Here is a 24,917-nt window from a genome sequence, read left to right as displayed (position 1 = left end):
AATGAAGTTGCATATATTCTTTTAAAGGCACCTTTTTTTGAAATGGATGTTCCTTCAATCATTTCTTTTAAACCTGAAGATATAATGTAGTGTTCAATGATAACACCTTTCTCTTCCCCATATTTTCTTATACGTTCAAACCATTCTTCCACTCCAGGAAATAATGCAACTTTTGAACCATATTTAGCAAGTTCTTTCTTCGTAAATAAAACTTTCCCAGCAGCTTCTTCCTTCATGGTATACATATAGGCAAGATTCTGATCCATATTATTTGCAGAAGCTAAACCATTTGATTTTTCCCAAAACTCAGCAATATTAAATCCTACAGATTGAATATACCCTTGTGCTTGCATATCATCAGGTGAAAGCGTCTTATCAAAATCATAACAAAGTGCAATAACCGGTTGATCCTTTTTCTTTTCTCGTTTAAATTCTGCGGCTGACATATTTTTGTTCCTTTCTATAAAAAATATCCTAAATAAACATATCCTGTAAAAGCTATTTCTTTAAAGTTTCTAACTGAGAAATTTTTCTTGGTGAGAAGTGATGAGGTTATCGAGGTTTGAGAAGGCAGTACCATAACCTTTTTTCGCTAAGCATTGTGATCAAGGCAGGGCGGATTCTTTATTCTCCCTGTATACAGAAATTAATTAAGTCCCAATAACGGATTCCAAATCCACATAACTGAATTCGTCTGTACAAACAGATTTAGGAATGAATTCAGATATTTGATTTAGCGTTTTCTAGTCCAATTATCATTAAAATATCGAATCCTTATTTCAGATATACAATTATTGTTCATTTATTATTCTTCTTTAAATTTAATTCTAGGAGTAACTGTTATATCCGACTTTTTATCTTTAATCACATTAACTTCAACTGGTATGGGATACAACTCACCAACAAGGTATGCTGTTCCGGTAGGTAAGTATGAAAATCTAGTTAATTGATTTTTATTAATAAAAGGTATTGTTTTTAAAAGGTACTCTAAATCAACATTATTTTTTATTCGATGTATTAAGTAATTATTACACTGCGACAGCACTGTAGAAGAAAGTTCACTCGGTCTCTGACTTGATAACATTAAGAAACAACCAAACTTCCTCCCTTCACGTGCAATTTTTTTAAATATTTCAACCTCATTAAAAAGACTATTCTCTTGCAACTTAGAAATATACCTATGTGCTTCTTCAAAAATAAACAGATTCACATTTCTATCCTTTAATTCTAATGCTGAACTATCCTCAAACTTTTTTTTCAAAAGATAGCTAGTGAAAAATAATAGCAAATCATCATCCATATTAGAAACATTATAGACTGTTATCTTTGCGTCTTTCGATTTTTTTTGATTGGCTCTTTTTTTAAACAATTTCCCATATCTATTTTGGATGTTTTTTATCCTGGTCTCCAATGTTGCAGAATATCCTCGCGCTTGTGTATTTCCGCGACATTCTTCTAAAAGAAACACGAACTCTAAACCATCAAATAATTCGTCAAAATTTCTAATTTTATGATTTGCTTCTTCAATTTCTTTAGAAATTTCTGAATAATCAGCGTACATAGAAGATTTTAATGCTGAAATAAAAATCTCCTCATCATTACTGCTAAAATTGCCATATTGCGCATCATATTTGCTCGTATCAATATCAATGTTACTCAAAAGTCCTACAATTTTTGCTCTTTTAGCCACAGTATCTGACTGCTGATTAAAGTACAAATTATATGCAATATAACATCTCAATTTTTTGTTATCTAATTTATTATTTGAAAGACAATTTGATAATTTTAACGCTGTTTGTACAATAGGTAACTGAACTAACTCTGATGGTTTTATTAAATTTAACCAATCTTGTAATCCTAAAGATTCTAAATCTATATAATAATCATTTAGCACATCTATAATATTTGCTTCGTTAATTTGACCGTATTCATTATGAACATCAAAAATATTTAATAACAGATTTGTTGTATCTTTTGTGACAACTTCATTAATTATTCTTCTTACAGTAGTTGATTTACCTGAGCCAGTATTGCCTAAAACTGCAGAGTGATGAGTTATTAAACTATTTAGTTTTAATTTAGCTTCGTATTTATTTTGTATCATTCCAAGTGAAATAGATTTCCTACTTTTTTTATTTGAGAAAACTTTTCGTAGTTCATCATCACTGGATAGATATACCTTATCCTGTAAAAAAGGGTACTGCTTTAGATTATAACTGATAGTTTCACCTTCTAATATACCGATTGGAATACATTCGAATCTTCCAGTATAATCAAATTTTGATTTTTCATCTCTTGCTAACTGAACCTCCTTATCTTCAACTCGAACGACTTGATAAATGAAACGATCTCCAAATTGGCTTTTTATTGTCACATAGTCAATTACCCCCCTTGATATATACACATTTCCGTTATAGTTATAAATCAATTTTTCAAAATTACTTACCTCAAAAATTAATCTGTCATATGAAACTGAAACAACACGCCCAATACTATTCATCTCCATTCTCCTCGGTTATCCCTAACTCTTCTATCAGAGTATAATTAATTATCTCATCTACTAAATATTTAAAATAATGAGCTTTAGTTTTATTATCAACATCTTCTCCACCAATCAAATGAAAGCCCTCTTGTCCCTCGAATTCCCGAAAAAATCTCTTCATTTTATCTTCTTCTTTATCTCCAAAAACAATCAAATTAAAATCTTGATTTCTTAGATTTTGAGAAATAATGTTGTTAATATGTTCATCAGGAAATCCATACCCCAAAACAATGAGTGTCGTATTTGGCACTTGAAGAATGTTAGCAAATTCTCTAAATAATTCTGAATAGGGGGCTTGAGCAGTCTCTTTATGCTTTAGCATTGTTGGATAAATAATAACTTCACTCTCATCAGGCATAATTTGATCTCTTTGGATAAGTATGCTATTATCGTCAGATGTCCAATTTATTGAACCGTGAATTTTTAACAAATTGGCTTCTTTAAATGTAGGTTGCCAAACATTTTTATATCTATTAGTATCATCAACCACTCGGTTTCTAAATAAATTTACATTAAATTTTCGATGCAAATTATTCTCAAATCCAGTTGAATAAACAATTCGATTGTTTTCTAAAGCATATTCATTAAATAAATCATAGTTAGTCGTAACGATAGTGACTTTGCTACCTAATTCAGTTCTATGTTTAAAAACTGATTGAAAAAATTTTTGATAGGTGCTTAATGTAGTCCCGCTTTGATAAACTTCACTTCCTAAAGTAGGAATTGTATCAATAAATTCTCGTTTCAAAATTCGAATTGCTTCTTCCAACTCGCTATCATTTGGGGAAAAATTTAGACCATTTTGCAACCAGTTCAATAAACTTTCAATATCGGAAAAGGATTTATAGAAATTATTATCTAAGAATTCTCGATGTTCTTTGTTTCGATCATAAAATTCTTCAATAGAGGTTTTATTATTTTTTTCTAGCAAATCTAAAAGATTAGAACTTACTCTAAGCTCAGTTTTCAAGGAATCTTTTCTATTTTTATCTTCTTCGTTTTCATATTTTTTCTCTAACCACGAATGATTTGATTTAATACTGTTATTCAAAAAATCTAAATTTTTTGAATTTAGAAATTGCCTTACTTTTTTATATACAACATCATATTCATTTAAAATCTTACGCATAGTTGTAGACATTAACGGAATATCCTCTGATGAACATCCTGATCCAATAAAGACAACTAAATTTCTAGATACAAACTGTTTATTTATAAAAACACTTAAACTTTTCTTTTGCTGCTCAAAATCATTTTGTTCAAATTCGTTTATTCCGTTTTTATAGTGATATAAGTTGCTCGCCATTATATATATCCCCCATCAATATCAAGCTTTAATATTACTTTAAAATAATTATCTATCTTTTCAAAAAATATTTCTTTAATATTATCAATTAGTTGTTTTCTACGTAATACAATATCTTTATCGTCAAATTTATCACACTTAAATACCTTGTTAATATAAAGGTCAAAATCTGGATAATAGGCTAAAATCTCCCTTTTCTTCTCAAACATACAATTATTTACAGCATTATTTGACGCTTGATAGAGTAAAGTCAAATTACCTAAGTCATGCTTTAGATTCTTATTATATGGAAATACACTTTGCGGGATAATATGTTCAAGGTGCCATATTGCGTTTCCTTTTTTATCCAACTCTGTAAAGTCAAAGTCATTAAGTTGGTTATGATATTTCTCTATACTAATAAGAAGAAATCGTGTGAATATAGCATGATTATTCTTATAATGATTTTTTCTCAGCAGTGTTATTTCCCCAATCTGTTCATTATAATAACCTAATTCATAACTCACAAAAGTTTGAACAATTTCCTTATCTGTTTTATTAAAATTATAGCATTCAGTCTTTTCTAGAAAGTAATCTTTAATTTTTTTACCGTAAACCAACTCTAATTTTTTTAATAATTGTTCCATAGTATATTCCTATAGTTTCCGCCTTATCATCCTGACATCAGTTGTTATATAGCCTACTTGATTAGTCAAGTTTAAGTTTCTTCGATTTTTCTGAACTCAATGCGTTATGCGCATACAAAGTTAATTTGTTTACATCTATCATTATATCAATTATTACACATTCTATAAAGTACTTATGCAAAAATCCAATATTTTTTTATCGGCTTCCGCCTTCACATTCCCTACCCAATGTCTATTAAACACCAAAAATCCCCTAGAATATAATTCTAAGGGATTGTTTTTTATCCTGTTACTTCCGGTGCTTGTTCCGGTTTTGTTTTCTTATTTGGACTAGCCAGGCGGCGCTTGCTGTCTCGGATGGTATTGAGATCCTTGAGGAGTTTGGCAAAGTGGGCTTTCTCTGGGTAGGCTTCTGCGGAGGCTGCGGTATAGCGCATAAAGAGGTCATAAGTGCGGGAGATTTCCGTGCGCAGCTGCTTGGTCTTACCGACTTCTTTGCTGGACTTGGCTGCACGCGCTAAGGCTTCGGCCTTATCATAGTCTTCCTGAGCAGTCGTCACTGCGCTAATCACAGGTGAGAGTCCCAACGTAGTTACTGCCGCATTGTAGGGCTCTTCCTTGAGAGTTTTGAGGAGACTCTTAATCTCAGCAGTTGCGACATCATTATTATGCTTGGTGATATCCTTGTACTTGGTCAGGACTGGAGCCAGCGTCTCATGTGCTTCCTTGAACTTTACTTCCTTTATCTTGGCAAATCCCCTATGTAGGGTAAAGAGCCCGACCAGAGCGCTATCCCGCTCCTTGTCTACCTCTGCCAGACTCGTTGTTTGTTTCTTTTCCACGCTGGCTAGCTGTTTCTGGAACTCTTCTAGCTTGCTCGCAAAGGGCTCCAAGTGCGTGCTATACATATCTTCGTTTTTATTGGCCTTGACAAAGTCCGTGATGATTTGACGAGAATCCGTCATCAAACTTTCAAACTCACGGTGAGTAAAGTTGCTATAGGTCAAGGGGCGAATGGTGTAGTTAGTAGTCATAATAAAACCTCTCCAATAATTTGATGAACTAAGTATAGCACGTGGCGATAAATCTTTTGCAAGGCTGCCCTGAAATGTCATTTTTTATCCCTGAAATAGCACCTTTTCAAAATCAAAGACATAAAATATCCCCACCTGATGATTTCTTCAACTTCAGATGGGGATTATTTCTCTTTAAAAATGGATTATCAGAGCATTTCACGCTTAGAATGCTTTAAAATTTTAACAAACACTAGTATTCAAACTTTAGAAAACTTGTTAATTATAGCAAAACACATCACTCGACAGATAGAAAGCACAGATTTTTTCGCAAACTGGACTATTCGAAACCTTGTTTATCTAAATATTTTAGTAAACACTCGTATTCAGCCTTTAGATTGATTGGATATTTGGCCACAGATAACTATTCGAGTTTTTAATGATTACCTTTCTCTCCTATCTCTCCACTCTCAAGGGATCGAAGATCTCCTCAATCAGTTGGGTGTAATTTCCAATTCTTGGGTCTTCTTCATCTAATTCCCCTATCTTAGTATTTCGTTGGATATTGGTCTCATTTTACACCTCTTATTATAGCAGAGCAGCACCTTGTTTTATAGTTTCTTCTGGTGGTAGAGATAAAAATCCCCAGCTCTTTTCAAACTGGGGATAGCTTTATATTTTTAATTCATATACTTCCTGCCAGCCAGCTGGTCCTAATATCCGCTGGGGCTGTTTGCTAAAACCAGTCTCTCGGTAGAGGTAGGAAGCGACTTGATTTCTCTCATTGACGCCTAGGACAATGCTTTTATACATAGGCAAATATTCTCTTATGAAATCAGGCAAGAGCTTCAGCGTCTGACTACCGTACCCTCGCATCCGAAAGTCTTCATCCGTTGAAAAGCTACGAAGGAGCAGGCTCTCTGGCTGACCGCCATAAGTAAACTTCTCTTCCCCAGCATCCAAGATCAGAAAGGTTACGATTTGATGTTCTTCAAGACCCAAGATGGCATAGCGATTTTCTAAATCAGCGACAACCTGGCTAGGATGATTGGTAAATCTCAAGTCGGTTAAATGGTAAGACTGCAAGGCTTCTCTATCTGAACTTCGATAGAATCGGATTTGCATCTAAAAATCCATCCCATCCGGATTTGGAGCGCCACCGGTCAAACCGCTGACATTTTTGAGCACTTCCAAGTCAGCAGCGTCTAGCTCGATGTCAAAGCAGTCCAGATTGCTGGCAATCCGGCTCGGAGTGACCGACTTAGGCAGGGGCAGGAAGCCTTCCTGCAAGCTCCAAGCTAGCGCGACTTGTGCAATGGTCTTGCCATACTTGTCTGCCACAGCCTGTACGGCTGGATTTTGGAAGAGCTCTCCTTGACCAAATGGTCCCCAAGCTTCCAGTAAAATCTCATGCTCACGGCAGAAGTTCACCGCCTCTGTCTGATAGACACCTGGAGCCAGGCGGATTTGATTGACAGCAGGAGTCATACGTGCTGTTTCAAGCAAGGCTTCTAAGTGATGAGGCAGGAAATTGCTGACGCCAATCGCTCGAATCTTGCCAAGATTATAAAGATCTTCCATGGCACGCCAGACTTCGGTATTGCGCTTTTTCCAAGCATCGTTTTCCCTTAGGGGTTTGGGATTCGGCCAGTGGATGAGGTAGAGGTCTAGATAGTCCAGTCCCAACCGCTCCATTGAGGCCGCAAAGGCCTCTTGAGCCTCCTCATAAGTATGAATGTCATTCCAAAGCTTGGTCGTGATGAAGAGCTCCTCCCGCGGGATGCCGCTGTCCTTGATTGCCCGTCCGACACTCTCTTCGTTCTTATAGATAGCTGCCGTATCAATGTGCTGATAGCCTGCCTTGAGAGCGGCTAATGTTGCTTGATAGGCTTCTTCGCCATCCTGAGCCTTCCAAGTACCGAAGCCCAGCACCGGAATGCCTACACCATTGTTCAAAAGATATTCTCTCATCTCACGTCTCCTTTATAAGTTCCATCTACTGCCTTCAGCAAGGTAGCTGCTACAGTGATCACAAGAGCAAAACTGCTCACTTCTTTTCCTTTTTCTTCAGTATTGGTTTGGGTTTGAAGATATTTTCCTTGGTCGGCTCCATCCCTTTACTGAAAAAGCTATAGATAATGAAAGCTACTCCTGCGACAAGGATTAAGATTCGTCCAAACATCAGTCCCGCCAACAGTAAAACAAGTCCCATTATCAAAAATTTCGCATCAATTCGTTTCATAGCTTACTCCTGTTTACATTATAGTTTCATTATATCACGCCTAAGAAAGCAATTCAAATCTAGGAGAAGGCTATCAAGTAGCTTGCCAATCAAAAAGAACAGGTTTCCCTGCTCTTTCTGAAAAATATAAGGAGACTAATTTCAATACCTGCGGTTCTCATACATGGAATCGTTCTTGACCATCAAGATAAGTAGCTACCAGCTCTAAATCTTTATCTAAAACGATAAAGTCAGCGTCGTAGCCTTCCTTGATCTGTCCGCAGACATCATCAATATGGACGGATTTTGCTGGAATCAGGCTAGCCATCATAACCGCCTGATGAGGATTGGCAATGCCCCATTTGACCACATTTTTCAACCCGTCCTTGAGCTTGAGGATAGAGCCAGCTAGATTGCCCGTTGACTTGAGTCGAGCTGTTCCTTCCGCCACAACCACTGGAAATTCTCCCAGCATGTAGTCACCATCTTCAAGACCTCCAGCTGTCATACAGTCGGTAATGAGAGCAATATTTTCATGTCCCTTCTGCTTAAGCAAGATGTCACAGGCCTTAGGATCCACATGGTGTCCGTCACAAATCAGCTCCGCATAAGTGTGAGGCAGCTCGTACATGGCACCAACCATGCCCAGCTCCCGGTGGGTCAAGCCCCGCATACCATTATATGCATGCACCCAGACACTGGCACCTGCTTCGACCGCAGTTTTGGCTTCATCATAGGTTGCGTTAGAATGCCCCAGAGCAACAGTCACGCCTTCATCAGTCAGCGTGCGGACAAATTCCTCCACACCATCACGCTCTGGCGCGAGAGCTATCTTATTGAGCAAGCCATTTGCGGCCTTTTGCCAAGCACGAAACTCATCCATGCTAGGATCTTTCATATAGGCAGGATTTTGAGCGCCTTTATACTTTTCGGTGAAATAAGGCCCTTCAAAATAGAGACCGCGAATCTTGGCTCCGCTAGCTTCTTGATAGCGAGCACCGATATTTTCAGTAACCGCTAAGAGCCGCTCATAGGATGAAGTCAGGGTTGTTGGTAAAAAGCTGGTCACACCGGTAGTCAAGAGACCCTCACTCATGGTATGAAGAGTTCCTTCGATGTTATTGTCCATCACATCAACACCGCCAAAGCCGTGAATATGAGTGTCCACTAGACCTGGTGCAATCGAGTAGCCACTGTAGTCTATTACTTCTGCATCCTGCGGAACAGACTGCACCAGCTTGCCAAACTTGCCGTCAATCAGCTCTAAATAACCGCCCTGACGAATTCCCTGAGGATAGAAAAATTGATCTGCTTTGATATATGTAGGCATAAGACTGCCTCCCTTTTTCTTGACTTCTGTATTCTCTGCCATTCAAAGCGGAAGTCTGTGATAGAGCTAGCATCTTTCTATAGCTACTTTCTAACTCCCGCTTTTGAATCTCTGAGTTTTCTTGACTATATTATAACTCTTTCTTTTTTATTTGTAAATGGTATATACCTATTTTTATGAAAAATTGTTATATTAAATTAAAAAACAAGAAAACCCAGCCATGATAGCTGAGTTTCTATTTTACTTTTTCTCTAAATCGCGCAGCATCCGGTCGATTTTATTGCCATACTCGATGGATTCGTCCTTGACAAAGGTCAAATCTGGAATCTTGTACATCTTCAGATTGTGGCCCAGCTCCCGCTTGATGGTACCGGTCGCTTTTTCCAGACCGGTCTGAGCTTTTTGATTATCAGAGGCTAGATTGCTCATAATCGTGTAGTAGACCTTGGCCATAGATAGGTCGCCCAGCATTTGGACATCGGTAATGGTTACTCCCTGCACCCGCGGGTCACGAACTTTCTTCTGCAAGATTTCATTGACTTCGCGCTTGATTTCCATGCCGACACGGTCTGTACGAAAATTGTTTGCCATGAGATTTCCTTTCTAATTTTTCTCTTCTGCAATATAAGCTAGGCTAGGCCTAGCTTATATTTTAGTTTTAATGAATGAAATTTCTTCTAAACTCTTTGTGAAAAAAGATGTGATACTAAAAATATAGACTTCCACCAAAAATGATTTCACTGCGAGTTTTTAACGGACTTCTTATTTTATTTCTTAATTTCTTCCATGATGTAGGCTTCAATCGTGTCATCTACTTGGATGTCATTGTAGCCATCAATCATGAGTCCACCTTCGCGGCCGTTAGTAACTTCCTTAACATCATCCTTGAAGTGCTTGAGGCTGGCAAGCTCACCATCGTAAATCACGACGCCGTCACGGATAACACGAACCTTGGAATCACGGGTCACTTTACCATTGATAACCATAAATCCACCGATAGTACCAACCTTGGAAACCTTGAAGGTCTCGCGGATAAGAGCTTCCCCGATGATTTTTTCTTCGTATTCTGGATCCAGCATTCCCTTCATGGCATCTTCCATTTCCTCAATAACCTTGTAGATAATGCTGTGGAGACGGATTTCGACATCATCAGCTTCTGCCTGTTGGCGAGCTTGAGATGTAGGACGAACGTTAAATCCGATGATGAAGGCATTTGAGGCTTCTGCCAGTGTTACGTCAGATTCATTGATAGCACCAACTGCTGAGTGGACGATGGTAATCTTAACGCCTTCCACTTCAATCTTTTGCAGGGAAGCAGACAGGGCTTCTACGGATCCTTGCACATCAGCCTTGATGATAACATTAACAGACTTAACTTCACCAGCTTTGAGGGTATCAAAGAGATTTTCCAGACTGACGCGATGAGTAGCTTGACGCTGCTTAAGAAGGGCACGTTTGGCACGTTCTTCACCGGCTGCACGCGCAGCTTTTTCATCTTCATAGACCGCAAAGTGGTCACCAGCCATCGGAGTTTCATTGAGACCAGTAATAGAAACCGGTGTAGATGGTCCTGCCACCTTAACACGGCGGCCCAAGTCGTTGGTCATAGCCCGAACCCGACCGAAGGTATTTCCAACAACGATTGGATCCTGCACATTCAGAGTTCCCTGCTGAACAAGCAAGGTTGCAACTGCACCTTTTCCTTTATCCAAACGGGCTTCGATAACTGTACCAATCGCTCGAACAGTCGGATCTGCCTTGAGTTCTTGGATTTCTGCTACCAAGAGGACTGTTTCCAGCAAGCTATCGATATTTTGATTGAATTTCGCTGAGATTTCAACAAATTCAGAATCTCCGCCCCAAGCTGTTGACATGACACCGTGCTCAGCCAATTCACCAATCACGCGCTCAGGATTCGCTCCTGGCTTATCGATCTTGTTGATGGCTACGATGATTGGGACATCAGCGGCTTTGGAATGGTTGATAGCTTCAATCGTTTGCGGCATAACACCGTCATCAGCCGCTACGACCAGGATAGTGATATCCGTAACAGAGGCACCACGGGCCCGCATAGAAGTAAAGGCCGCGTGTCCAGGCGTATCCAAGAAAGTAATCTTCTTGCCGCTTTCCTCGATCTGGTAAGCACCGATGTGCTGAGTAATACCACCTGCTTCACCTGTAGCTACGCGAGAGTTACGCAAGGTATCCAAGAGGGTTGTTTTACCATGGTCAACGTGTCCCATGATGGTTACAACTGGCGGACGCTCTACCAAGGCATCTTGGTTGATATAACCTTCTTCTACGAAGAAGCGCTCAATGTCAGCTGTGTCAACTTCCACCTTCTTCTTAGCTTCGATACCGTAGTCCACCATAAGGAGCTCAATAGTATCGCCGTCAAGAGATTGGTTTTGCGTTGCCATAACACCCATCATAAAGAGCTTCTTAACAATTTCAGCTGGCTCGCGCTTGATCCGTTTTGCGATTTCTGCAACGGTCATTCCGTCTGTATATTCAAATTCAGTTGGCAACTCATGGAACTTCCGTTCTGTAACAGGTTTTGGTGCCTGATTATTGTTGCCCTTTCCTTTTTTATTTTTCTTGTTTTTATTCCAATTACTATTTCTTTGATTTCTCACTTGATTTTGACTGCTTCGATTCTTTTGTTGTTTTCTTGGACCTTCTTCTTCGCGATCAAAATCATCGCGCTTCTTATCTGGTCGAGCTTGCTTCTTCCGACGCGTATCCACAGCGGCTGGCGCTGGGCTTGGATTCGCTGCTGGTGCAGATGGAGCTGGTGCAGGCTGAACTGGTGCACTTGCTTCTGCCTTAGGCTGCTCCTTGCGGCGGTTTTGCCGTTCCATAACTTCTTTAGCTTCTTGTGCTTGCTTAAAGCGTTCCTCGCTGGAGCGAGCGTATTCTGCATTCTGCTCTGCTTTCAAAGCTGCGGCCCGAGCCTTAAAGTCAATCTTCGGCCCTTGAGGCTGTTGGCGGTTTTGACCGTTAAATCCTTGATGATTCTGACCATTGCGGCGGCCATCTTGACCACGATTATCGCGACGGTCATTTGGACGATTGCCCCTATCTCGGTCGTTGCGGTTTCCGCGATTCTTATTTCGATTATCGCGGTCCTCACGCTTGCCTTGCTCTTTATTTTGTGGTTTGTGGTTGCCTTGCTGCTTACGACGTTCTGCCTCTTCCTTGGCTCTCGCTTCACGTTCTGCCTTAAAGTTCCGGCTTTGCGGGCGCTTGACTGGCGCCGCTGTTTCTGCTTTCGCTTCTGGCTTAGCAGCAGCTTTTGCTTCTGGCTGTTCTGCCTTGACTGGCGCCGCCTCTTTGGCAGGAGTTTTTTGCGGTGATGGCTGAGCAGCTGCAGGCTTTTCTGCAGGAGCTTGGGGTGCGGCTGCTTTCGTAAAGCTGGACTTGATTCGCTCACTAGCGTCAGCTTCTACGCTGGATGAATGACTTTTGACATCGAATCCCAGCTCCTTAGCACGAGCCACTACCTCCTTGCTTTCTTTTCCCAGTTCTTTGGCGATTTCATACAATCTTACTTTAGACAAATCTTGTCCTCCTCTTCTATTACATAAGAGACCTCATTTTCTTTGTAAAACCAGCATCTGTCACGGCGAGCACTTTTCTGGCCTTGCCAATGGCAGAGCTTAATTCCAGTGTTGAAAACACGGTTGATACTTCTACTTGGTAGTAACGACTTTTATCAGTGATTTTCTTGCTGAGATTAGGAGCTGCATCCTGGGCTAAAAAGACCAGTTCTGCTTTTCCTTCCTGGATAGCCTTGATGGTCAGCTCTTCACCAGAAATGATGCGGCCGGCCCGCTGAGCCAGTCCCAGCATATTTGCAAGTTTCTCTTTATTCAAGACCTAACTCTCTTCTTTTGACCTTATGATCGACATAAGCGATTAACTCATCATAGAAAGCCTCATCCACTTCCATACTGAAGCTGCGGTTAAAGACCCGCTTCTTCTTGGCTTGAAGAGCTTCCTGATTATCCAGCTTGATATAAGCTCCACGGCCGTTGGCCTTTCCTGTCGGATCGATAAAGACTTGACCTTCCTTGTTCTTGACAATCCGCAACAAATCACGCTTGTCAATCACTTCGTTGGATACCACTGATTTTCTTAAAGGGATTTTTCTTGTTTTTGCCATTCCATCCCCCTTAGTCTAGTTCTTCAGCTTCGCTTTCTAAACCAGCTGTTTCTAGTACAGTTTCCTCTGCTACTGCGTCAAAGTCTGTTGCTGCTGCTCCTGAAACTTCTGTCTCTAGAACAGCTGCATCCGCAAGAATTTCTTCTGCTTCCTGAGCAAATCCGCCCAGTTCATTGGCTGCTTCCATTTCTTCAAACTCAGTGGCAGACTTGATATCAATTCTAAAGCCTGTCAAATGAGCTGCCAAGCGAACGTTCTGTCCGCGACGGCCAATAGCCAGAGAGAGTTTGCTGTCTGGTACCACAACCAAGGCCCGCTTGTTATCTTCTTCGTTAAAGATAACTTGGTCAACCTCTGCAGGAGCAATAGCGTTGTAGATAAATTCAGCTGGATCTGCTACCCACTCGATGACGTCGATATTTTCTTCAGTCGGTACCATACGGCCGCTCTTGGGATCGTATTTGGCAGGATGGAACTTGCTAGTAATTTTCTTAATATTGGCTCCACCGCGTCCGACGATTGTACCAATGGCATCCACATTAGGGTTGTGACTGCGAACAGCTACCTTGGTCCGATCGCCCGCTTCCCGTGACACGCTCATGATTTCTACAGTTCCGTCATAAACTTCAGGGATTTCCTGCTCCATCAAGCGCTTGATCATTTCTGGATGGCTGCGGCTGACAAAGACATTGACACCGCGAGGATTGTCTTCTACTTTGTAGACAAAGACTTCGATGCGGTCATGAGAGGCAAAGACCTCACCAGGAATCTGATCTTGTTTCGATAGCTGCGCTTCAATGCTGCCAAGATTGACATAGATAAAGCGATTGTCAAAGCGCTCCACCGTCCCGCTCATGATTTCATTTTCATGTTCTTTGTAGGTATTGTAAGTGATAGCGCGAGTTTGCTTGCGCATCTTCTCCATAATGGTTTGCTTGGCAGACTGAGCAGCTACGCGGCCAAATTCAGCTGGCGCTTCTTCAAATTTGATCTTATCTCCCAACTCATAGGCTGAACTGATAGCCAAGGCATCTTTGAGACTGATTTCCAAACGGCTGTCAAAGACCTCGTCCACAACTTCGCGAACAGTATAGACACGGAAATCACCTGACTTTTCGTCAAACTCAATGGCTGCGCTGTCTGCCTGACCATAGCGACGACGATAGGCAGAGCGAAGTGACTCGGTCACCGCGTCAATGATATCTTCTTTCTTGATTCCTTTGTCTTCTTCCAAAATGCGGAAGGCCTCTAGCATTTCTTTACTCATTTTCATGTGACTTTTGCCGAAACAAAAGTGTTCCTTTCTTTTCTATATTGCTTCTGCGGCTAAAACTTAACGGCTAATCTGGCTTTGGAAACCAGACTGTAGGGAATTTCGACTTCTTTTCTGCGAGTCTTGTCCAGATATTCCATGTGCAGAACATCCTCTTCAAAGCTTAGCAAGGTGCCTTCAAAGACTTTCTGCTTGTCAACAGCCTTATAGAGACTGACATGGATATAACTGCCGACTGCATCGACTAGCTGTTCCTTGGTCTTGAGCGGGCGCTCCAAGCCTGGACTGGTCACTTCCAGAAAATACTGTTCCGGGAAAGGATCTGGCTTGATTTGATCCAAGAGCGGACTGATAATATCCGTCAAATCCGCTGTATCATTGACCGTAATACCTTCAGGCTTATCTACAAAGACACTGAGAACGTAGTCCCCGCCCATCTTTCCGTACTCAATATCAACTAATTCATAGGGGGCCAAAATGGCTGGCTCAATAACCTCCCTCACCAATTCAACAATCGTTGCGATATGACGACACCTCCTCACAGATAAGAGGCGAAGATACTTCCTCGCCTCTCTTTCCTTATTCATTACTAGTATTATAGCACGACAAGTCCCAGAATGCAAGGGAAATATGCTGTGCAAGCTTTTAAAGACCGAATTCCACTTAAAACACTCTTATTTTTAAGCAAAATTCTTTCCCAATAATAAAGTCTTCAAGGAGTATTTCCTCGAAGACTCTTTCTTATTCAAACGCTGCTTCCACGCGGTAGATGACTTGTCCCTTGTTAGCAAATTTCTGCTCATACTCAGTCAGGACATTATCCTCGAAGTCGCTGGCATGCAAATCCAACCACACGCCCTTTAACTTCATACCATACTGTGAAAAGCTTACTAGGCTATACTCAAAAAGACCGCGGTTGTCCGTTTTGAAGTGGATTTCTCCATTTTCTGGCAGAATCTGCTGATAGGTCGCCAGAAAGGACTGATAAGTCAGACGGCGCTTTTCATGGCGTTTCTTGGGCCAAGGATCTGAGAAGTTCAGATAAAGGCGATCAATCTCGTCCTCTTCAAAATAATCAGTCAGATCCGAACCGTCCACCCAGAGAAGCTTGATATTGGGCACATCCGTTGCTAGCACCTTGTCCAAGGCATAGCTGAGAACCGATTTTTGAATATCAATCCCGATGTAGTTGATATCCGGATTGGCCTTGGCCATACCGGACACAAAAGCTCCTTTGCCACTGCCAACCTCTACATGAATGGGATGGTCGTTGCCAAAAATCTCCTGCCATCTGCCCTTGGCGTCTGCCGGATTCAAAATCACATACTGGGGATGTGCCTCTAGCAGTTCCGTCGCTCCCTTACGATTCCTTACTCTCATTGTCCTCTTCCGTATTTGGAACGGAAGTTTCGTAATGCGTAAATCTCCCGGTTCACATTTTCTAAATCATTATTTTCATAGTATTTGGCAATCTGCATCAGATAAGAATACTGACCAAACCAGTATAGCTTATTGAAAACAGTCTGATTGTATTTATAGCCATAAGCGCTCAGCCACTCTTGCCAACCTGAATCAGGCACATAATGGCTCAAAATATGTGCTACATCCATCATCCTGTCTGTCAGGCGCACAGAATCCCAATCCACCAGGTAAATAAGCCCGCTGTCGGTCTCTACCCAGTTGCTGTGGCGCACATCTCCGTGAACGATGGTCGCGTAGTCCTCACGAAAGGCTGGTACTGTCTGGCGCAGGTCGCGGATAACTGATTGCAGATATTGATTATTCCTCAAAGCAAGCGGCACTTGATTGAGCCAAGCATTCAGCAAATCAGTTGGCGTTTCCAGTGTATAGCCCAGCTTGGTCAGCTGCGTCATCAATGGGCGCGAGCGATGCAGCCGTGTCAAAATATTGATTACCTGCTTTTTGGACATATCATTTGGGGTCAGAATAGTGCCTGAAAGCCACTCCTGCCCGCTCATAACGTTGCCGTCCGGCATCCGGCGGCTCCACAAAAGCTGCGGTGCGATTTGTTCTCGAGCTAAGCCTGCTAAGATAGGGGTTGTATTCATCTTGACGAAAACGCGCCCCCCGTCCGGATAAGTCCCCATATAGGCCTTTCCGCTCTTACCAGCTATCGGTGTCAGGGTCAGCTCGTTATCAACCAAGTCCATGTTTCCCCTCCGTAAAAAGTTTCTTTATCATTTTACTAGTTTTACCTCTTTTAGTCAACCAATCTCCGTAACTTAAACGGCAGATAGAACAGATAGAGCAGGGCAGTTGCTCCCAGCATGGCCAGCACTGCTGTCTTGTCTTGGAAAAAGAGCAGAGCAGTCAGTACTTCAGTCAAGAGAACACTGCTGCCAATAGATGTGATAATTTGTCTTGCTCCTTTCAGCTTTTCCCCAATTTCTATCGGAAAAAGCTGGGTCAAAAACTGATAGTCAAAAGCTTCATACAGGGCCGTCAGCTGGAAGAGTAAGAGGTAATTGAACAAGACCGCAAAAGCTGCAGCAATCCAAGCTTGACTGACAAAAACCAAGGCCAAAAGAGCCAAAAAGAGCAGTCTTAAGGTCAGAGCAAAGAAGTCTCCATTTCGCAAGTAAGAGCGCAAAAAGAGATTCTGCCAGGTCTTGCTATGCTGCTTGCCCACAAGCCTCGTCAAACCATCCAGATAAGTCCGGCGCTTGACACTGTTTGAAATGCCTTTAACATTGGTAAAGAGAGCAAAAAATCGCAGAATCGTCTGCTTTCGGGCTGCTTCATAAGCTACCAGAGCCTGCCAATCTAGGCCATTTTCAGCAAAGAACTTCTTGGCCTTAGCCTGAAACAAAAACCATTTCAAGACTAGCATAAGGAGACAGTAGAGCCCGAAGCCCCAAACAGGCAATCCCAGAGCCAGAAAAAGCGGAGCCAACAGCAGCAATATCCCAGTTTGTATGATTGCGAATAAGAGATAAGAACGCAGAATTTGGCCTTTGATAAAATCCCTGACCTCTGCTTCTCTGACCAAGAGAAAGAGAGCATCCGGCTTTTCCAGATAGGTCGCAATCCGTCCAAAAGGCAAGATAAAGGCCGATAGAATAACCAGACTAGCAATAATGGGGAGGTGATTGGTCGGAAAATGCCGCAAAAGCTGACTGTACTGAACACCTAAAAATCCCATAAAAATCAGAAGAAAGAGCACGAAATGATCATTAAAAACATAACGCAGGTACTTCAGGCACTGCTGACGAAAATCCTGCTTTCGTTTGGCAAATAATTCTTTCATAGCACTGCCTCTTCTGTCAGGGCTAGATAGATGTCATTCAGACTAGCATCCGGCATTTGAAATTGAGCCCGCAACTCAGTCAAGCTGCCCTTGGCCCGTACTTGACCCTTGTGCAAGATTACAAAACTATCGCACATCTTCTCGGCAGAGTCAAGAACATGGGTGCTCATCAGAATGGACTTGCCCTTCTTCTTTTCCTCATCCAAGAGCTGGATAAGGTCTGCAATAGCTACCGGATCCAGACCTAGAAAAGGCTCATCTACGATAAAAAGGCTGGGATCAACTACAAAAGCACAGATAATCATCACTTTTTGCTTCATCCCTTTTGAAAAGTGAACAGGGAACCAATCTAATTTTTCCTTGAGTCGGAACATTTCCAGTAGCTTATCCACGCGCTTAAAAGCCGTCTCCTGCTCAATGTCGTATGCCATAGCTACCGTCTCAATGTGCTCGCGCAGGGTCAATTCTTCGTAGAGACTAGGCGTTTCCGGAATAAAACCGATCTTCTTGCGGTAATCGCTGGGATTGGTCCGCAGCTCCAGTCCATCAATCTGAATCTGCCCCTTATAAGGCGTCAGAAGACCGATAATCTCATTGATAGTCGTGGACTTGCCCGCACCGTTGAGACCAATCAGACCAACCAGCTGGCCATTGCCCACTTCAAAGCTGACATCCTTTAAAACCGGGATATTAACATAGCCGCCCGTAAGCTCTTTGATTTCTAACATATTTTCTCCGAATTCTGGTATAATGGTTCTTATATTATAACAAAATCTAGCGAATAGAGGTACCATTTATGGCTGATTGTATTTTTTGTAAAATTATTGCCGGAGAAATCCCTTCTTCTAAAGTCTATGAAGACGAGAAAGTCCTTGCTTTTCTGGATATTTCCCAGGTAACACCAGGTCATACCTTGGTTGTCCCTAAAGAGCATTTCCGAAATGTGCTGGATATGGATGCCGACAGCACCAGTCAGCTCTTCGCTCGCGTACCAGACATTGCTCGAAAGGTCATGAAAGCCACAGGCGCAGCTGGTATGAATATCATCAACAACAACGAAGAAATTGCTGGACAGACTGTCTTTCATACCCATGTGCATTTGGCACCACGCTACAGTGATGCAGATGATCTCAAAATTACTTTCGCAGCCCACGAACCAGACTTCCCAGCTCTGGCCGAATTAGCTGAGAAGATTGCGCAAGCTTAAGGAGGGAATATGAAACTTTCAAATATTTTCCTATTTATTGGTGCCGCAGCAGCCAGCTACAAGCTAGTTAAAAACCGTCAAAAAATTCAAGAAGAAATCATTGAAACAACAGATAGTCTAGACAAAGTAAAGGACAGTCTAGCCAATATCCAACGAAATATTGCCATCATTCAAGAGCAAAAAGAGCAAGTCAAAGACATGGCTCAAGATCTTACTTATAAATATAAAGTCCTTGAAAATCAAGCTCAGGTACAGATCCAGCAAGTCAAAGAGATTTGGGAAAAGTACGAGTCTTAATAGAGAAAAGATGGATGATAGGGAAACAAAAACTCAAATCCGGCACCGCGTCAAGAACTTCTTGTCATTACCAAAAGAGACCGAGACATTTTGTCCCGGCCTCTTTTTATATTTAACTTTTTTACTCTGTAGCCGCATTGACTACTGGCTGACTTTGCGGGGTGCTGACACTGACATCTGCCGCTGGAGCAGAGGAAGCTGCTGGAGCAACCGGAGTCGTATTCGTAGTTCCAACTGTTGTATCTGTCGACGGATAAGAGTAATTCTCATAACCATTATTATAAGTTGGCTGACTATAAGGAGTCTCGTAGTTACTATTGTTTTCTGTACTGCTAGACGCACTGCTGCTATTGCTGCTTCTTAGACTGTTGCCGCCCATAATATCTTCATAGAGAATAGCATTGGTCTTCAGACTCTTAACTGTGTCCAAGCCCAGAGACTTGCGGATTAGATTCTGCATGCTCAGCAAATGCTCTGACGTCACCAGCTGATAGCTACCACCGTCGGGCAAGGTCGCATCTTCTCCACGCAGCTGCTCGGACTTGATGTTCTTAAAGGCATCCTGATAGCCTAGCAGTTGTGGAATGCTTTTTGAATCAAGTGCGATATTGGTCTGCATATTGCTGCTGACAGCTTTTAAAATAGCCTGATAATGGCTGACACTGTTGAGACTGAGAACTTTTTCAACCACTTTCTTAATTACTTCACGTTGACGCTTCTGGCGGCCATAGTCACCCTCTGGATCCTGATAGCGCATGCGAGCATAGACCAGCGCCTGATCACCATTGATAGTTTGCTTGCCAGGCTCAACCTTAGCAGTATACTCAGGCTCATTATCCTCAATAGAAATTGGGAAGTCAAAGGTATTATTGACCTCAATACCACCTACTGCGTCTACTAACTGAACCAAGCCCTGCATATTGATCATCACATAGCGGTCGATGTGGATATTCATCAAGCCCTCAATAGTCGAAATGGCTAACTCTGCTCCGCCTGTCGCATAGGCTGCATTCAGCTTGGCTTCAACTGTCTGACCGTTCTCATCAATCTGAGTCAGAATATCACGTTCCAAACTCATCATGACCGTTTTCTTGGTCTTGGGATTGACACTCAGGAGAATCATGGTATCGCTGTTCCCGACCCAAGTATCCTCGCGGGATCCGCTCCCTGTATCTACACCCATCAGCAAAATGGTCATGGGCTTAGTCGCAGAAATGACATCTGTCTCATTTCCCAAGCCCTTATAAGTCTTGGACAGCTCATCTGTTGACTGACCATAGATTGTCCAAGCATAAGTACCGATACCAGCTGTCGTTACGACAAGGAGGCTGAGAAACATCATTATAATCTTTTTAAACATATCTTTTTTAGTCTATCAGTTTACCCATCAGGTAAACATCAAGAAATATCCCTTCTTTTAAATAGGCTCCTCTTTTTTGTAAGCCTTCAATTTCAAATCCTAAACCTTTATAAAGGTGAACTGCTCGTTCATTTCTAACCTGAACGCTCAATTCCAAACGTCTAATAACTTGAGAATCTTCTGCCCAAGTCAGTGCCTCTTCCAGCAATATGCGTCCCAGTCCTTGATTCCAGAAAGCTTTCTTCACTACAACAAAGACTTGACCAATATGGCGAATTCGCTCATGGAAATCAGCTGTGATGCTGACTAGGCCAGCAATCTCACCATTTAAAAGCGCCAACAGATAAAGCTGATTACTAGAAGCAGCCTGATGCTCAATGAATGAAGCCATCTCCTCTTGATTCATCAAAATTCCAGCTTCATCCAGCGTCATATAATCTGACTCAGACCCGACCTGATTGAGGAAGGCAATCAGATTAGCAGCATCTGTTTTTTCTGCTTCACGCAAGCATAATTCATATTCAGTCATTCTGCAATCCCTCAAGCAGCTCTTGGGCTCGCTTTCCTTTGGCTTCAAAAACCAATTCACGCCCATCTTCCATTTTCAAGAGGTTTAATTTTAAATAGTCTTCAGGCAGATTTTCTCCTAACAGCTCTCCCCATTCAATGACTGTCACACCCTCTCCGAAGAGAAAGTCATCCAAATCTATGGAGTCTGAATCGTTTCCAATACGATAGACATCCAGATGATAGAGTGGCAAGCGACCCTCGTATTCCCGAACAATGGTATAGGTTGGACTTTTAATCATCTGACTAATGCCCAAACCTAGAGCCAGCCCCTTAGTAAAGGTTGTCTTTCCTGCTCCTAAATCTCCCGTTAAAACCAGTACGTCCCCTGCCTGGAGCAATATGCCCAGGCGCTGACCCCACTGGATTAATTCTTCCTCATTATGACTAAACATTCTCTTATTATACCAGAAAAAAATTTTTTCTGCTTAATTTTGCAAAAGAAAAATCAGCTATCGAAAGCTGATTTTTTATGCCAAAAACATATCCTATACAAAGGGTACTAAAATCAAGGAAATACAGCAATGTTTAGACCTAATTTAAAGCCAGATTTACGAAATTCAAAATAAATAGAAGATCCAAAATCCAAATCATAGAATGCACATCCTTGGTTTGACCTTTGAAGATTTTGACCAAGGTGTAAGTGATAAATCCAGCTGCTATCCCGTGAGTGATAGAATAGGCAAATCCCATAAAAATAGAAGTAAAGAAAGCTGGAATGGCCTCCGCCATATCATCCCAATGGATATTTTTCAGACTAGCCAGCATCATAATCCCAACAATAATCAAAATCGGTGCAGTTGCAGCGTTGGGAACAATGGCTAAAAGAGGGCTAAAGAAACTTGACACCGCAAAACAGATGGCTACGACCAAGGCTGTCAGACCTGTTCGGCCGCCAGCTCCGATACCAGCTGCAGACTCCACATAAGTCGTCACGTTAGAGGTTCCAGCAATGGCGCCAATAGAGGTTCCGATGAGGTCCGAGTAAAGGGCCTTATCCAAGCCTTCTGATTCATGGTTTTCCCCAGAAGTCGCCACAATACCGACCTTTTCACCTGTACCAATCAAGGTACCAATGGTATCAAAAATATCTGTCAAGGAGAAAGCCAGAATAGCCATAAATGTCTGAGGCCAGCGAGCCGAATCTGCTAAAAGGGCACCCAGACCTTTCGGACCTACTGCCACCCCAAAAATCTGCCCCAGTTCACTAACAGCAGTGCCAATGTTATTCTGCCCAAAGTCAATAGCTGACAAATCAACCAAGCCAACCAGAATAGCTACCACAGTCGTTACTAGGATGGATAGGATAACACCACCCTTGATATTTTTCACGATAAAGAAGATTGTGATGGCGAGACCAACCAGGGCTACTAAGACCGCTGGATTGTTAAAGTCTACCAGACCTGGAGTTGCTGCCGAATTAGCCGTAATAGCCGCTGCAGCCTTATCTGCTCCCTTGCCAGCTACTGTATAATTTCCTGGATCGATTGAAAACTTGAGCAAGCCAGCATTTTTAATACCTACATAAGCCAGAAAGACCCCGATCCCAGCTGAAATAGCTGCTCGCAAGGAGCCTGGAATTGACTCGATGATCATCTTACGCACCTTGGTCAGAGTGATAATGAGCGAAATAATCCCGCAGATAAAGACCATAGCCAAGGCTTCCTGCCAAGTGTAGCCCAAGGCAAAGACGACCGTAAAAGTGAAAAAGGCATTCAACCCCATGCCCGGTGCCTGCGCATAAGGCAAGTTGGCAAAGAAAGCCATCATCAAGGTACCTGCAACAGCCCCGATAATCGTAGCTAGGAAAACACCCTGTTTGGGCATACCTGTCTGAGCCAGCATAGCCGGATTGACAAATAAAATGTAGGACATAGCAAAGAAAGTCGTCAGACCAGCCAAAACCTCTGTCCGGACATCTGTCCCTTTTTCGGTCAGTTTGAAAAATTTATCCATTTTTCAACAAATCTCCTTTTGAGTAAAATTTCTAATATCTAGTTCAAAAAACAAAGAAAAACAGATTGAATTCCGTTTATTTGCGAACGATGAATTAAATTATAATAAAAAACATTCACTTTTTCAAGATGAATGTCTCGCTTTTCTTATTTTTTATTATCTCTCATCAGAAATACCAAGCTCATAAACTGCAAAAAGGCAAATCCAAGAATGAAAGGCAGACGATCAGGCTGCAAAGTTTGCAAGAGCTTCTGTAGAACCAGCTGAGGATGAAGCAATAAATCCCAGCTATTGAGACGATCATAACGTCCTATGTAGATAGCCAGACTGGACACAGCCGACAGAGCTGCCGTCAACAACAAGTCCAAATACCAGTTAAGCTTCCAGCCTTCCTTGATGACATACCAACTCTCCATACCACAGAAAATCCCGAATAAAATACTGGAAACAAAAGCTAAAAAGAGCATGAAAACACTTGGCTTACTCAGAACATCTGTCACCCAAGTCATATGAATCAAATCAGTAATCATATAGAAAGTGTTGGGGAAGAAAAGCAACCACAGCAGAAAAAGAAGAGGATACACCCACTTCTGCTTCTTGAATAAAAGTGTCAAGACAGCTGCATCATAGCTGATTAAGGCCAAGGTCATATTCCAGATGAGGTAGGTCGGACCGCCATTTAGAGATTGGATATAGATAAAAAAGGCAATCATCAGAAAAAGAGCATGAATCATGATTGGTTTACGCATGCGAAAAGCTCCTCCTTGGTGTGTCATAATTGTGACTGATTAGAGCACCATTATAACATATGTCGTGTTATTTACACTGAATTCTGTTATAATAGTCTGTATTATCACTGAAAAGAGACTCACATGACAAAAAAAGTAATCGCTGTGGACTTGGACGGAACCTTGCTGGATTCGAATAGTAATCTGTCTGACTTCACCAAAGAAACCATCAAAAAAATTTCCCAAAAGGGCCACAAGGTCATTATCACAACAGGCCGGCCCTACCGCATGGCTTTGAAATATTATAAAGAATTAGAGCTCAATACGCCCATGATCAACTTCAATGGCTCTTTGACTCACATTCCAGAAAAGAAATGGGACTTTGAAAAATCGCTGACGCTGGATAAGTCCTTTCTGCTGGATATGGTTAAGCGCAGGGATGAGATTGAAGCAGATTTCATTGCTGGCGAATACCGCAATAAATTCTATATCACCAATCCAAACGAGGAAATTGCTGATCCCAAGCTCTTTGGCATCGATGCTTTCAAACCAGAAAACCAGTTTCAAGCTAATCTGGTAACGGAGAATCCTAACGCCATTCTCCTACAGACACGAGCAGCTGACAAATATGCTCTGGCAGAGGAAATGAATGCTTTTTACCAGCATGAACTTTCCATCAACTCTTGGGGCGGACCACTCAACATCCTCGAGTGCGCTCCCAAAGGTGTCAATAAGGCCTTTGCCCTTCAGTACCTGCTTAATGTTCTCAATGTAGATCGCAAAAATCTGATTGCCTTTGGTGATGAGCAAAATGATACTGAGATGCTTTCCTTTGCTGGCACTGGCTATGCCATGAAAAATGCGAATACTGACCTTCTTCCATACGCTGACCAGCAATTATCTTTGACCAATGACCAAGATGGCGTTGCCCACGAGCTCAACAAACTTTTTTTATAAAAGTAGACAATTAGGCAAACTCTGTTTGAGAGTTTGTCTTTTATTTTTTCTTCTCTCAAACTCCGTTAGTTGCAAAAAGCTTTAAAAATAGGAGCTTATCA

The 24,917-nt window shown here is 41.8% G+C and carries 26 protein-coding genes and 1 pseudogene; 3 read left to right on the top strand and 24 right to left on the bottom strand.

The genetic code is table 11. The features are described from left to right. From QZ169_RS05550 to QZ169_RS05460, 19 genes and pseudogenes are all read right to left on the bottom strand, one after another. Positions 1 to 446 (bottom strand): annotated as a pseudogene (locus QZ169_RS05550) (haloacid dehalogenase-like hydrolase); the annotation flags it as partial. Between the two features lie 359 nt (positions 447 to 805). Further along, positions 806 to 2,500: an ATP-binding protein gene (locus QZ169_RS05545; protein WP_295505234.1), complete on the bottom strand. Its 1,695-nt coding sequence runs from the start codon at positions 2,498 to 2,500 to the stop codon at positions 806 to 808. Then, positions 2,493 to 3,848: an SIR2 family protein gene (locus tag QZ169_RS05540; protein WP_295505232.1), complete on the bottom strand. Its 1,356-nt coding sequence runs from the start codon at positions 3,846 to 3,848 to the stop codon at positions 2,493 to 2,495. The genes QZ169_RS05545 and QZ169_RS05540 overlap by 8 nt, the downstream gene beginning before the upstream one ends. Further along, positions 3,848 to 4,474 carry a DUF1524 domain-containing protein gene (locus QZ169_RS05535; RefSeq protein ID WP_295505230.1) on the bottom strand — a complete coding sequence of 209 codons (627 nt, stop codon included), beginning with the start codon at positions 4,472 to 4,474 and terminating at the stop codon, positions 3,848 to 3,850. Before QZ169_RS05535 ends, QZ169_RS05540 begins: the two co-directional genes overlap by 1 nt. A gap of 281 nt (positions 4,475 to 4,755) precedes the next feature. Further along, on the bottom strand, positions 4,756 to 5,508 hold the full coding sequence (locus QZ169_RS05530) for a DUF6261 family protein (RefSeq protein WP_295505228.1): 753 nt from the start codon (positions 5,506 to 5,508) through the stop codon (positions 4,756 to 4,758). A gap of 651 nt (positions 5,509 to 6,159) precedes the next feature. Continuing rightward, positions 6,160 to 6,612: a GNAT family N-acetyltransferase gene (locus QZ169_RS05525; protein ID WP_295505226.1), complete on the bottom strand. Its 453-nt coding sequence runs from the start codon at positions 6,610 to 6,612 to the stop codon at positions 6,160 to 6,162. After that, the gene (locus QZ169_RS05520; RefSeq protein ID WP_295505224.1) at positions 6,613 to 7,458 is read right to left on the bottom strand and encodes an aldo/keto reductase; all 846 of its coding nucleotides are present in this window, start codon (positions 7,456 to 7,458) and stop codon (positions 6,613 to 6,615) included. It lies immediately after the preceding gene. 76 nt (positions 7,459 to 7,534) lie between these two features. Further along, positions 7,535 to 7,729, bottom strand: a complete 195-nt coding sequence (locus QZ169_RS05515; protein WP_002896920.1) for a hypothetical protein — start codon at positions 7,727 to 7,729, stop codon at positions 7,535 to 7,537. 157 nt (positions 7,730 to 7,886) lie between these two features. After that, positions 7,887 to 9,038, bottom strand: coding sequence for an N-acetylglucosamine-6-phosphate deacetylase (gene nagA / locus QZ169_RS05510; RefSeq protein ID WP_032909878.1), 1,152 nt, complete (start codon positions 9,036 to 9,038; stop codon positions 7,887 to 7,889). 240 nt (positions 9,039 to 9,278) lie between these two features. Next, entirely contained in the window at positions 9,279 to 9,629 is a 351-nt protein-coding gene (gene rbfA, locus QZ169_RS05505) for a 30S ribosome-binding factor RbfA (protein WP_295505222.1), read from the bottom strand. Positions 9,630 to 9,805: 176 nt separating this feature from the next. Beyond that, a complete protein-coding gene (gene infB, locus QZ169_RS05500) occupies positions 9,806 to 12,598 on the bottom strand; it encodes a translation initiation factor IF-2 (protein ID WP_295505220.1) in 2,793 nt (930 codons plus the stop codon). 19 nt (positions 12,599 to 12,617) lie between these two features. Beyond that, positions 12,618 to 12,914 carry a YlxQ-related RNA-binding protein gene (locus QZ169_RS05495; protein WP_223324148.1) on the bottom strand — a complete coding sequence of 99 codons (297 nt, stop codon included), beginning with the start codon at positions 12,912 to 12,914 and terminating at the stop codon, positions 12,618 to 12,620. After that, complete coding sequence (locus QZ169_RS05490; protein WP_002893558.1) at positions 12,907 to 13,203, bottom strand: RNase P modulator RnpM; 297 nt, start codon at positions 13,201 to 13,203, stop codon at positions 12,907 to 12,909. The genes QZ169_RS05495 and QZ169_RS05490 overlap by 8 nt, the downstream gene beginning before the upstream one ends. A 10-nt stretch (positions 13,204 to 13,213) precedes the next feature. After that, positions 13,214 to 14,470, bottom strand: a complete 1,257-nt coding sequence (gene nusA, locus QZ169_RS05485) for a transcription termination factor NusA (protein WP_295505239.1) — start codon at positions 14,468 to 14,470, stop codon at positions 13,214 to 13,216. A 59-nt stretch (positions 14,471 to 14,529) separates the two neighbouring features. After that, positions 14,530 to 15,018 (bottom strand): ribosome maturation factor RimP, encoded by a 489-nt coding sequence (rimP, locus tag QZ169_RS05480; RefSeq protein WP_295505237.1) that lies wholly within the window; start codon positions 15,016 to 15,018, stop codon positions 14,530 to 14,532. Between the two features lie 199 nt (positions 15,019 to 15,217). Further along, entirely contained in the window at positions 15,218 to 15,856 is a 639-nt protein-coding gene (trmB, locus tag QZ169_RS05475; protein ID WP_295505219.1) for a tRNA (guanosine(46)-N7)-methyltransferase TrmB, read from the bottom strand. After that, entirely contained in the window at positions 15,853 to 16,647 is a 795-nt protein-coding gene (ccrZ, locus tag QZ169_RS05470) for a cell cycle regulator CcrZ (RefSeq protein ID WP_002893562.1), read from the bottom strand. The genes trmB and ccrZ overlap by 4 nt, the downstream gene beginning before the upstream one ends. 50 nt (positions 16,648 to 16,697) lie before the next feature. Beyond that, complete coding sequence (locus tag QZ169_RS05465) at positions 16,698 to 17,744, bottom strand: ABC transporter permease (protein ID WP_295505218.1); 1,047 nt, start codon at positions 17,742 to 17,744, stop codon at positions 16,698 to 16,700. Further along, the gene (locus QZ169_RS05460; RefSeq protein WP_295505217.1) at positions 17,741 to 18,472 is read right to left on the bottom strand and encodes an ABC transporter ATP-binding protein; all 732 of its coding nucleotides are present in this window, start codon (positions 18,470 to 18,472) and stop codon (positions 17,741 to 17,743) included. Before QZ169_RS05460 ends, QZ169_RS05465 begins: the two co-directional genes overlap by 4 nt. 68 nt (positions 18,473 to 18,540) lie before the next feature. Between QZ169_RS05460 and QZ169_RS05455 the strand changes: the two genes are divergently transcribed. Beyond that, positions 18,541 to 18,951 carry an HIT family protein gene (locus tag QZ169_RS05455; RefSeq protein WP_002893566.1) on the top strand — a complete coding sequence of 137 codons (411 nt, stop codon included), beginning with the start codon at positions 18,541 to 18,543 and terminating at the stop codon, positions 18,949 to 18,951. A 9-nt stretch (positions 18,952 to 18,960) separates the two neighbouring features. Beyond that, entirely contained in the window at positions 18,961 to 19,248 is a 288-nt protein-coding gene (locus tag QZ169_RS05450) for a hypothetical protein (protein ID WP_295505216.1), read from the top strand. 121 nt (positions 19,249 to 19,369) lie between these two features. On the opposite strand, the gene QZ169_RS05445 is transcribed toward QZ169_RS05450, so the two are convergent. From QZ169_RS05445 to QZ169_RS05425, 5 genes are all read right to left on the bottom strand, one after another. Then, positions 19,370 to 20,608 (bottom strand): biofilm formation/cell division transcriptional regulator BrpA, encoded by a 1,239-nt coding sequence (locus QZ169_RS05445; protein ID WP_295505215.1) that lies wholly within the window; start codon positions 20,606 to 20,608, stop codon positions 19,370 to 19,372. A gap of 7 nt (positions 20,609 to 20,615) precedes the next feature. Then, a complete protein-coding gene (locus QZ169_RS05440; protein WP_295505214.1) occupies positions 20,616 to 21,137 on the bottom strand; it encodes a GNAT family N-acetyltransferase in 522 nt (173 codons plus the stop codon). Then, positions 21,130 to 21,570, bottom strand: a complete 441-nt coding sequence (tsaE, locus tag QZ169_RS05435; RefSeq protein WP_295505213.1) for a tRNA (adenosine(37)-N6)-threonylcarbamoyltransferase complex ATPase subunit type 1 TsaE — start codon at positions 21,568 to 21,570, stop codon at positions 21,130 to 21,132. The genes QZ169_RS05440 and tsaE overlap by 8 nt, the downstream gene beginning before the upstream one ends. A gap of 139 nt (positions 21,571 to 21,709) precedes the next feature. Beyond that, entirely contained in the window at positions 21,710 to 23,131 is a 1,422-nt protein-coding gene (locus tag QZ169_RS05430) for an NCS2 family permease (RefSeq protein WP_295505212.1), read from the bottom strand. Between the two features lie 146 nt (positions 23,132 to 23,277). Continuing rightward, positions 23,278 to 23,907, bottom strand: coding sequence for a DUF1361 domain-containing protein (locus tag QZ169_RS05425; RefSeq protein WP_295505211.1), 630 nt, complete (start codon positions 23,905 to 23,907; stop codon positions 23,278 to 23,280). A gap of 96 nt (positions 23,908 to 24,003) precedes the next feature. Here QZ169_RS05425 and QZ169_RS05420 point away from each other — a divergent pair, with 96 nt between their 5' ends. After that, positions 24,004 to 24,816 carry a Cof-type HAD-IIB family hydrolase gene (locus QZ169_RS05420; RefSeq protein WP_002901352.1) on the top strand — a complete coding sequence of 271 codons (813 nt, stop codon included), beginning with the start codon at positions 24,004 to 24,006 and terminating at the stop codon, positions 24,814 to 24,816. Positions 24,817 to 24,917 lie beyond the last annotated feature (101 nt).

This window comes from uncultured Streptococcus sp., from assembly GCF_905372115.1.
Lineage (GTDB): Bacteria > Bacillota > Bacilli > Lactobacillales > Streptococcaceae > Streptococcus.
This window is presented reverse-complemented; position numbering and strand designations above follow the sequence as displayed.

Bases quoted from the DNA above. Each gene is read 5' to 3' on its own strand.
- QZ169_RS05545 (WP_295505234.1), bottom strand. From the start codon at position 2,500: ATGAATAGTATTGGGCGTGTTGTTTCAGTTTCATATGACAGATTAATT.
- QZ169_RS05540 (WP_295505232.1), bottom strand. From the start codon at position 3,848: ATGGCGAGCAACTTATATCACTATAAAAACGGAATAAACGAATTTGAA.
- QZ169_RS05535 (WP_295505230.1), bottom strand. From the start codon at position 4,474: ATGGAACAATTATTAAAAAAATTAGAGTTGGTTTACGGTAAAAAAATT.
- QZ169_RS05530 (WP_295505228.1), bottom strand. From the start codon at position 5,508: ATGACTACTAACTACACCATTCGCCCCTTGACCTATAGCAACTTTACT.
- QZ169_RS05525 (WP_295505226.1), bottom strand. From the start codon at position 6,612: ATGCAAATCCGATTCTATCGAAGTTCAGATAGAGAAGCCTTGCAGTCT.
- QZ169_RS05520 (WP_295505224.1), bottom strand. From the start codon at position 7,458: ATGAGAGAATATCTTTTGAACAATGGTGTAGGCATTCCGGTGCTGGGC.
- QZ169_RS05515 (WP_002896920.1), bottom strand. From the start codon at position 7,729: ATGAAACGAATTGATGCGAAATTTTTGATAATGGGACTTGTTTTACTG.
- nagA (WP_032909878.1), bottom strand. From the start codon at position 9,038: ATGCCTACATATATCAAAGCAGATCAATTTTTCTATCCTCAGGGAATT.
- rbfA (WP_295505222.1), bottom strand. From the start codon at position 9,629: ATGGCAAACAATTTTCGTACAGACCGTGTCGGCATGGAAATCAAGCGC.
- QZ169_RS05490 (WP_002893558.1), bottom strand. From the start codon at position 13,203: ATGGCAAAAACAAGAAAAATCCCTTTAAGAAAATCAGTGGTATCCAAC.
- nusA (WP_295505239.1), bottom strand. From the start codon at position 14,470: ATGAGTAAAGAAATGCTAGAGGCCTTCCGCATTTTGGAAGAAGACAAA.
- trmB (WP_295505219.1), bottom strand. From the start codon at position 15,856: ATGAGAGTAAGGAATCGTAAGGGAGCGACGGAACTGCTAGAGGCACAT.
- ccrZ (WP_002893562.1), bottom strand. From the start codon at position 16,647: ATGGACTTGGTTGATAACGAGCTGACCCTGACACCGATAGCTGGTAAG.
- QZ169_RS05465 (WP_295505218.1), bottom strand. From the start codon at position 17,744: ATGAAAGAATTATTTGCCAAACGAAAGCAGGATTTTCGTCAGCAGTGC.
- QZ169_RS05460 (WP_295505217.1), bottom strand. From the start codon at position 18,472: ATGTTAGAAATCAAAGAGCTTACGGGCGGCTATGTTAATATCCCGGTT.
- QZ169_RS05455 (WP_002893566.1), top strand. From the start codon at position 18,541: ATGGCTGATTGTATTTTTTGTAAAATTATTGCCGGAGAAATCCCTTCT.
- QZ169_RS05450 (WP_295505216.1), top strand. From the start codon at position 18,961: ATGAAACTTTCAAATATTTTCCTATTTATTGGTGCCGCAGCAGCCAGC.
- QZ169_RS05445 (WP_295505215.1), bottom strand. From the start codon at position 20,608: ATGTTTAAAAAGATTATAATGATGTTTCTCAGCCTCCTTGTCGTAACG.
- QZ169_RS05440 (WP_295505214.1), bottom strand. From the start codon at position 21,137: ATGACTGAATATGAATTATGCTTGCGTGAAGCAGAAAAAACAGATGCT.
- tsaE (WP_295505213.1), bottom strand. From the start codon at position 21,570: ATGTTTAGTCATAATGAGGAAGAATTAATCCAGTGGGGTCAGCGCCTG.
- QZ169_RS05430 (WP_295505212.1), bottom strand. From the start codon at position 23,131: ATGGATAAATTTTTCAAACTGACCGAAAAAGGGACAGATGTCCGGACA.
- QZ169_RS05425 (WP_295505211.1), bottom strand. From the start codon at position 23,907: ATGACACACCAAGGAGGAGCTTTTCGCATGCGTAAACCAATCATGATT.
- QZ169_RS05420 (WP_002901352.1), top strand. From the start codon at position 24,004: ATGACAAAAAAAGTAATCGCTGTGGACTTGGACGGAACCTTGCTGGAT.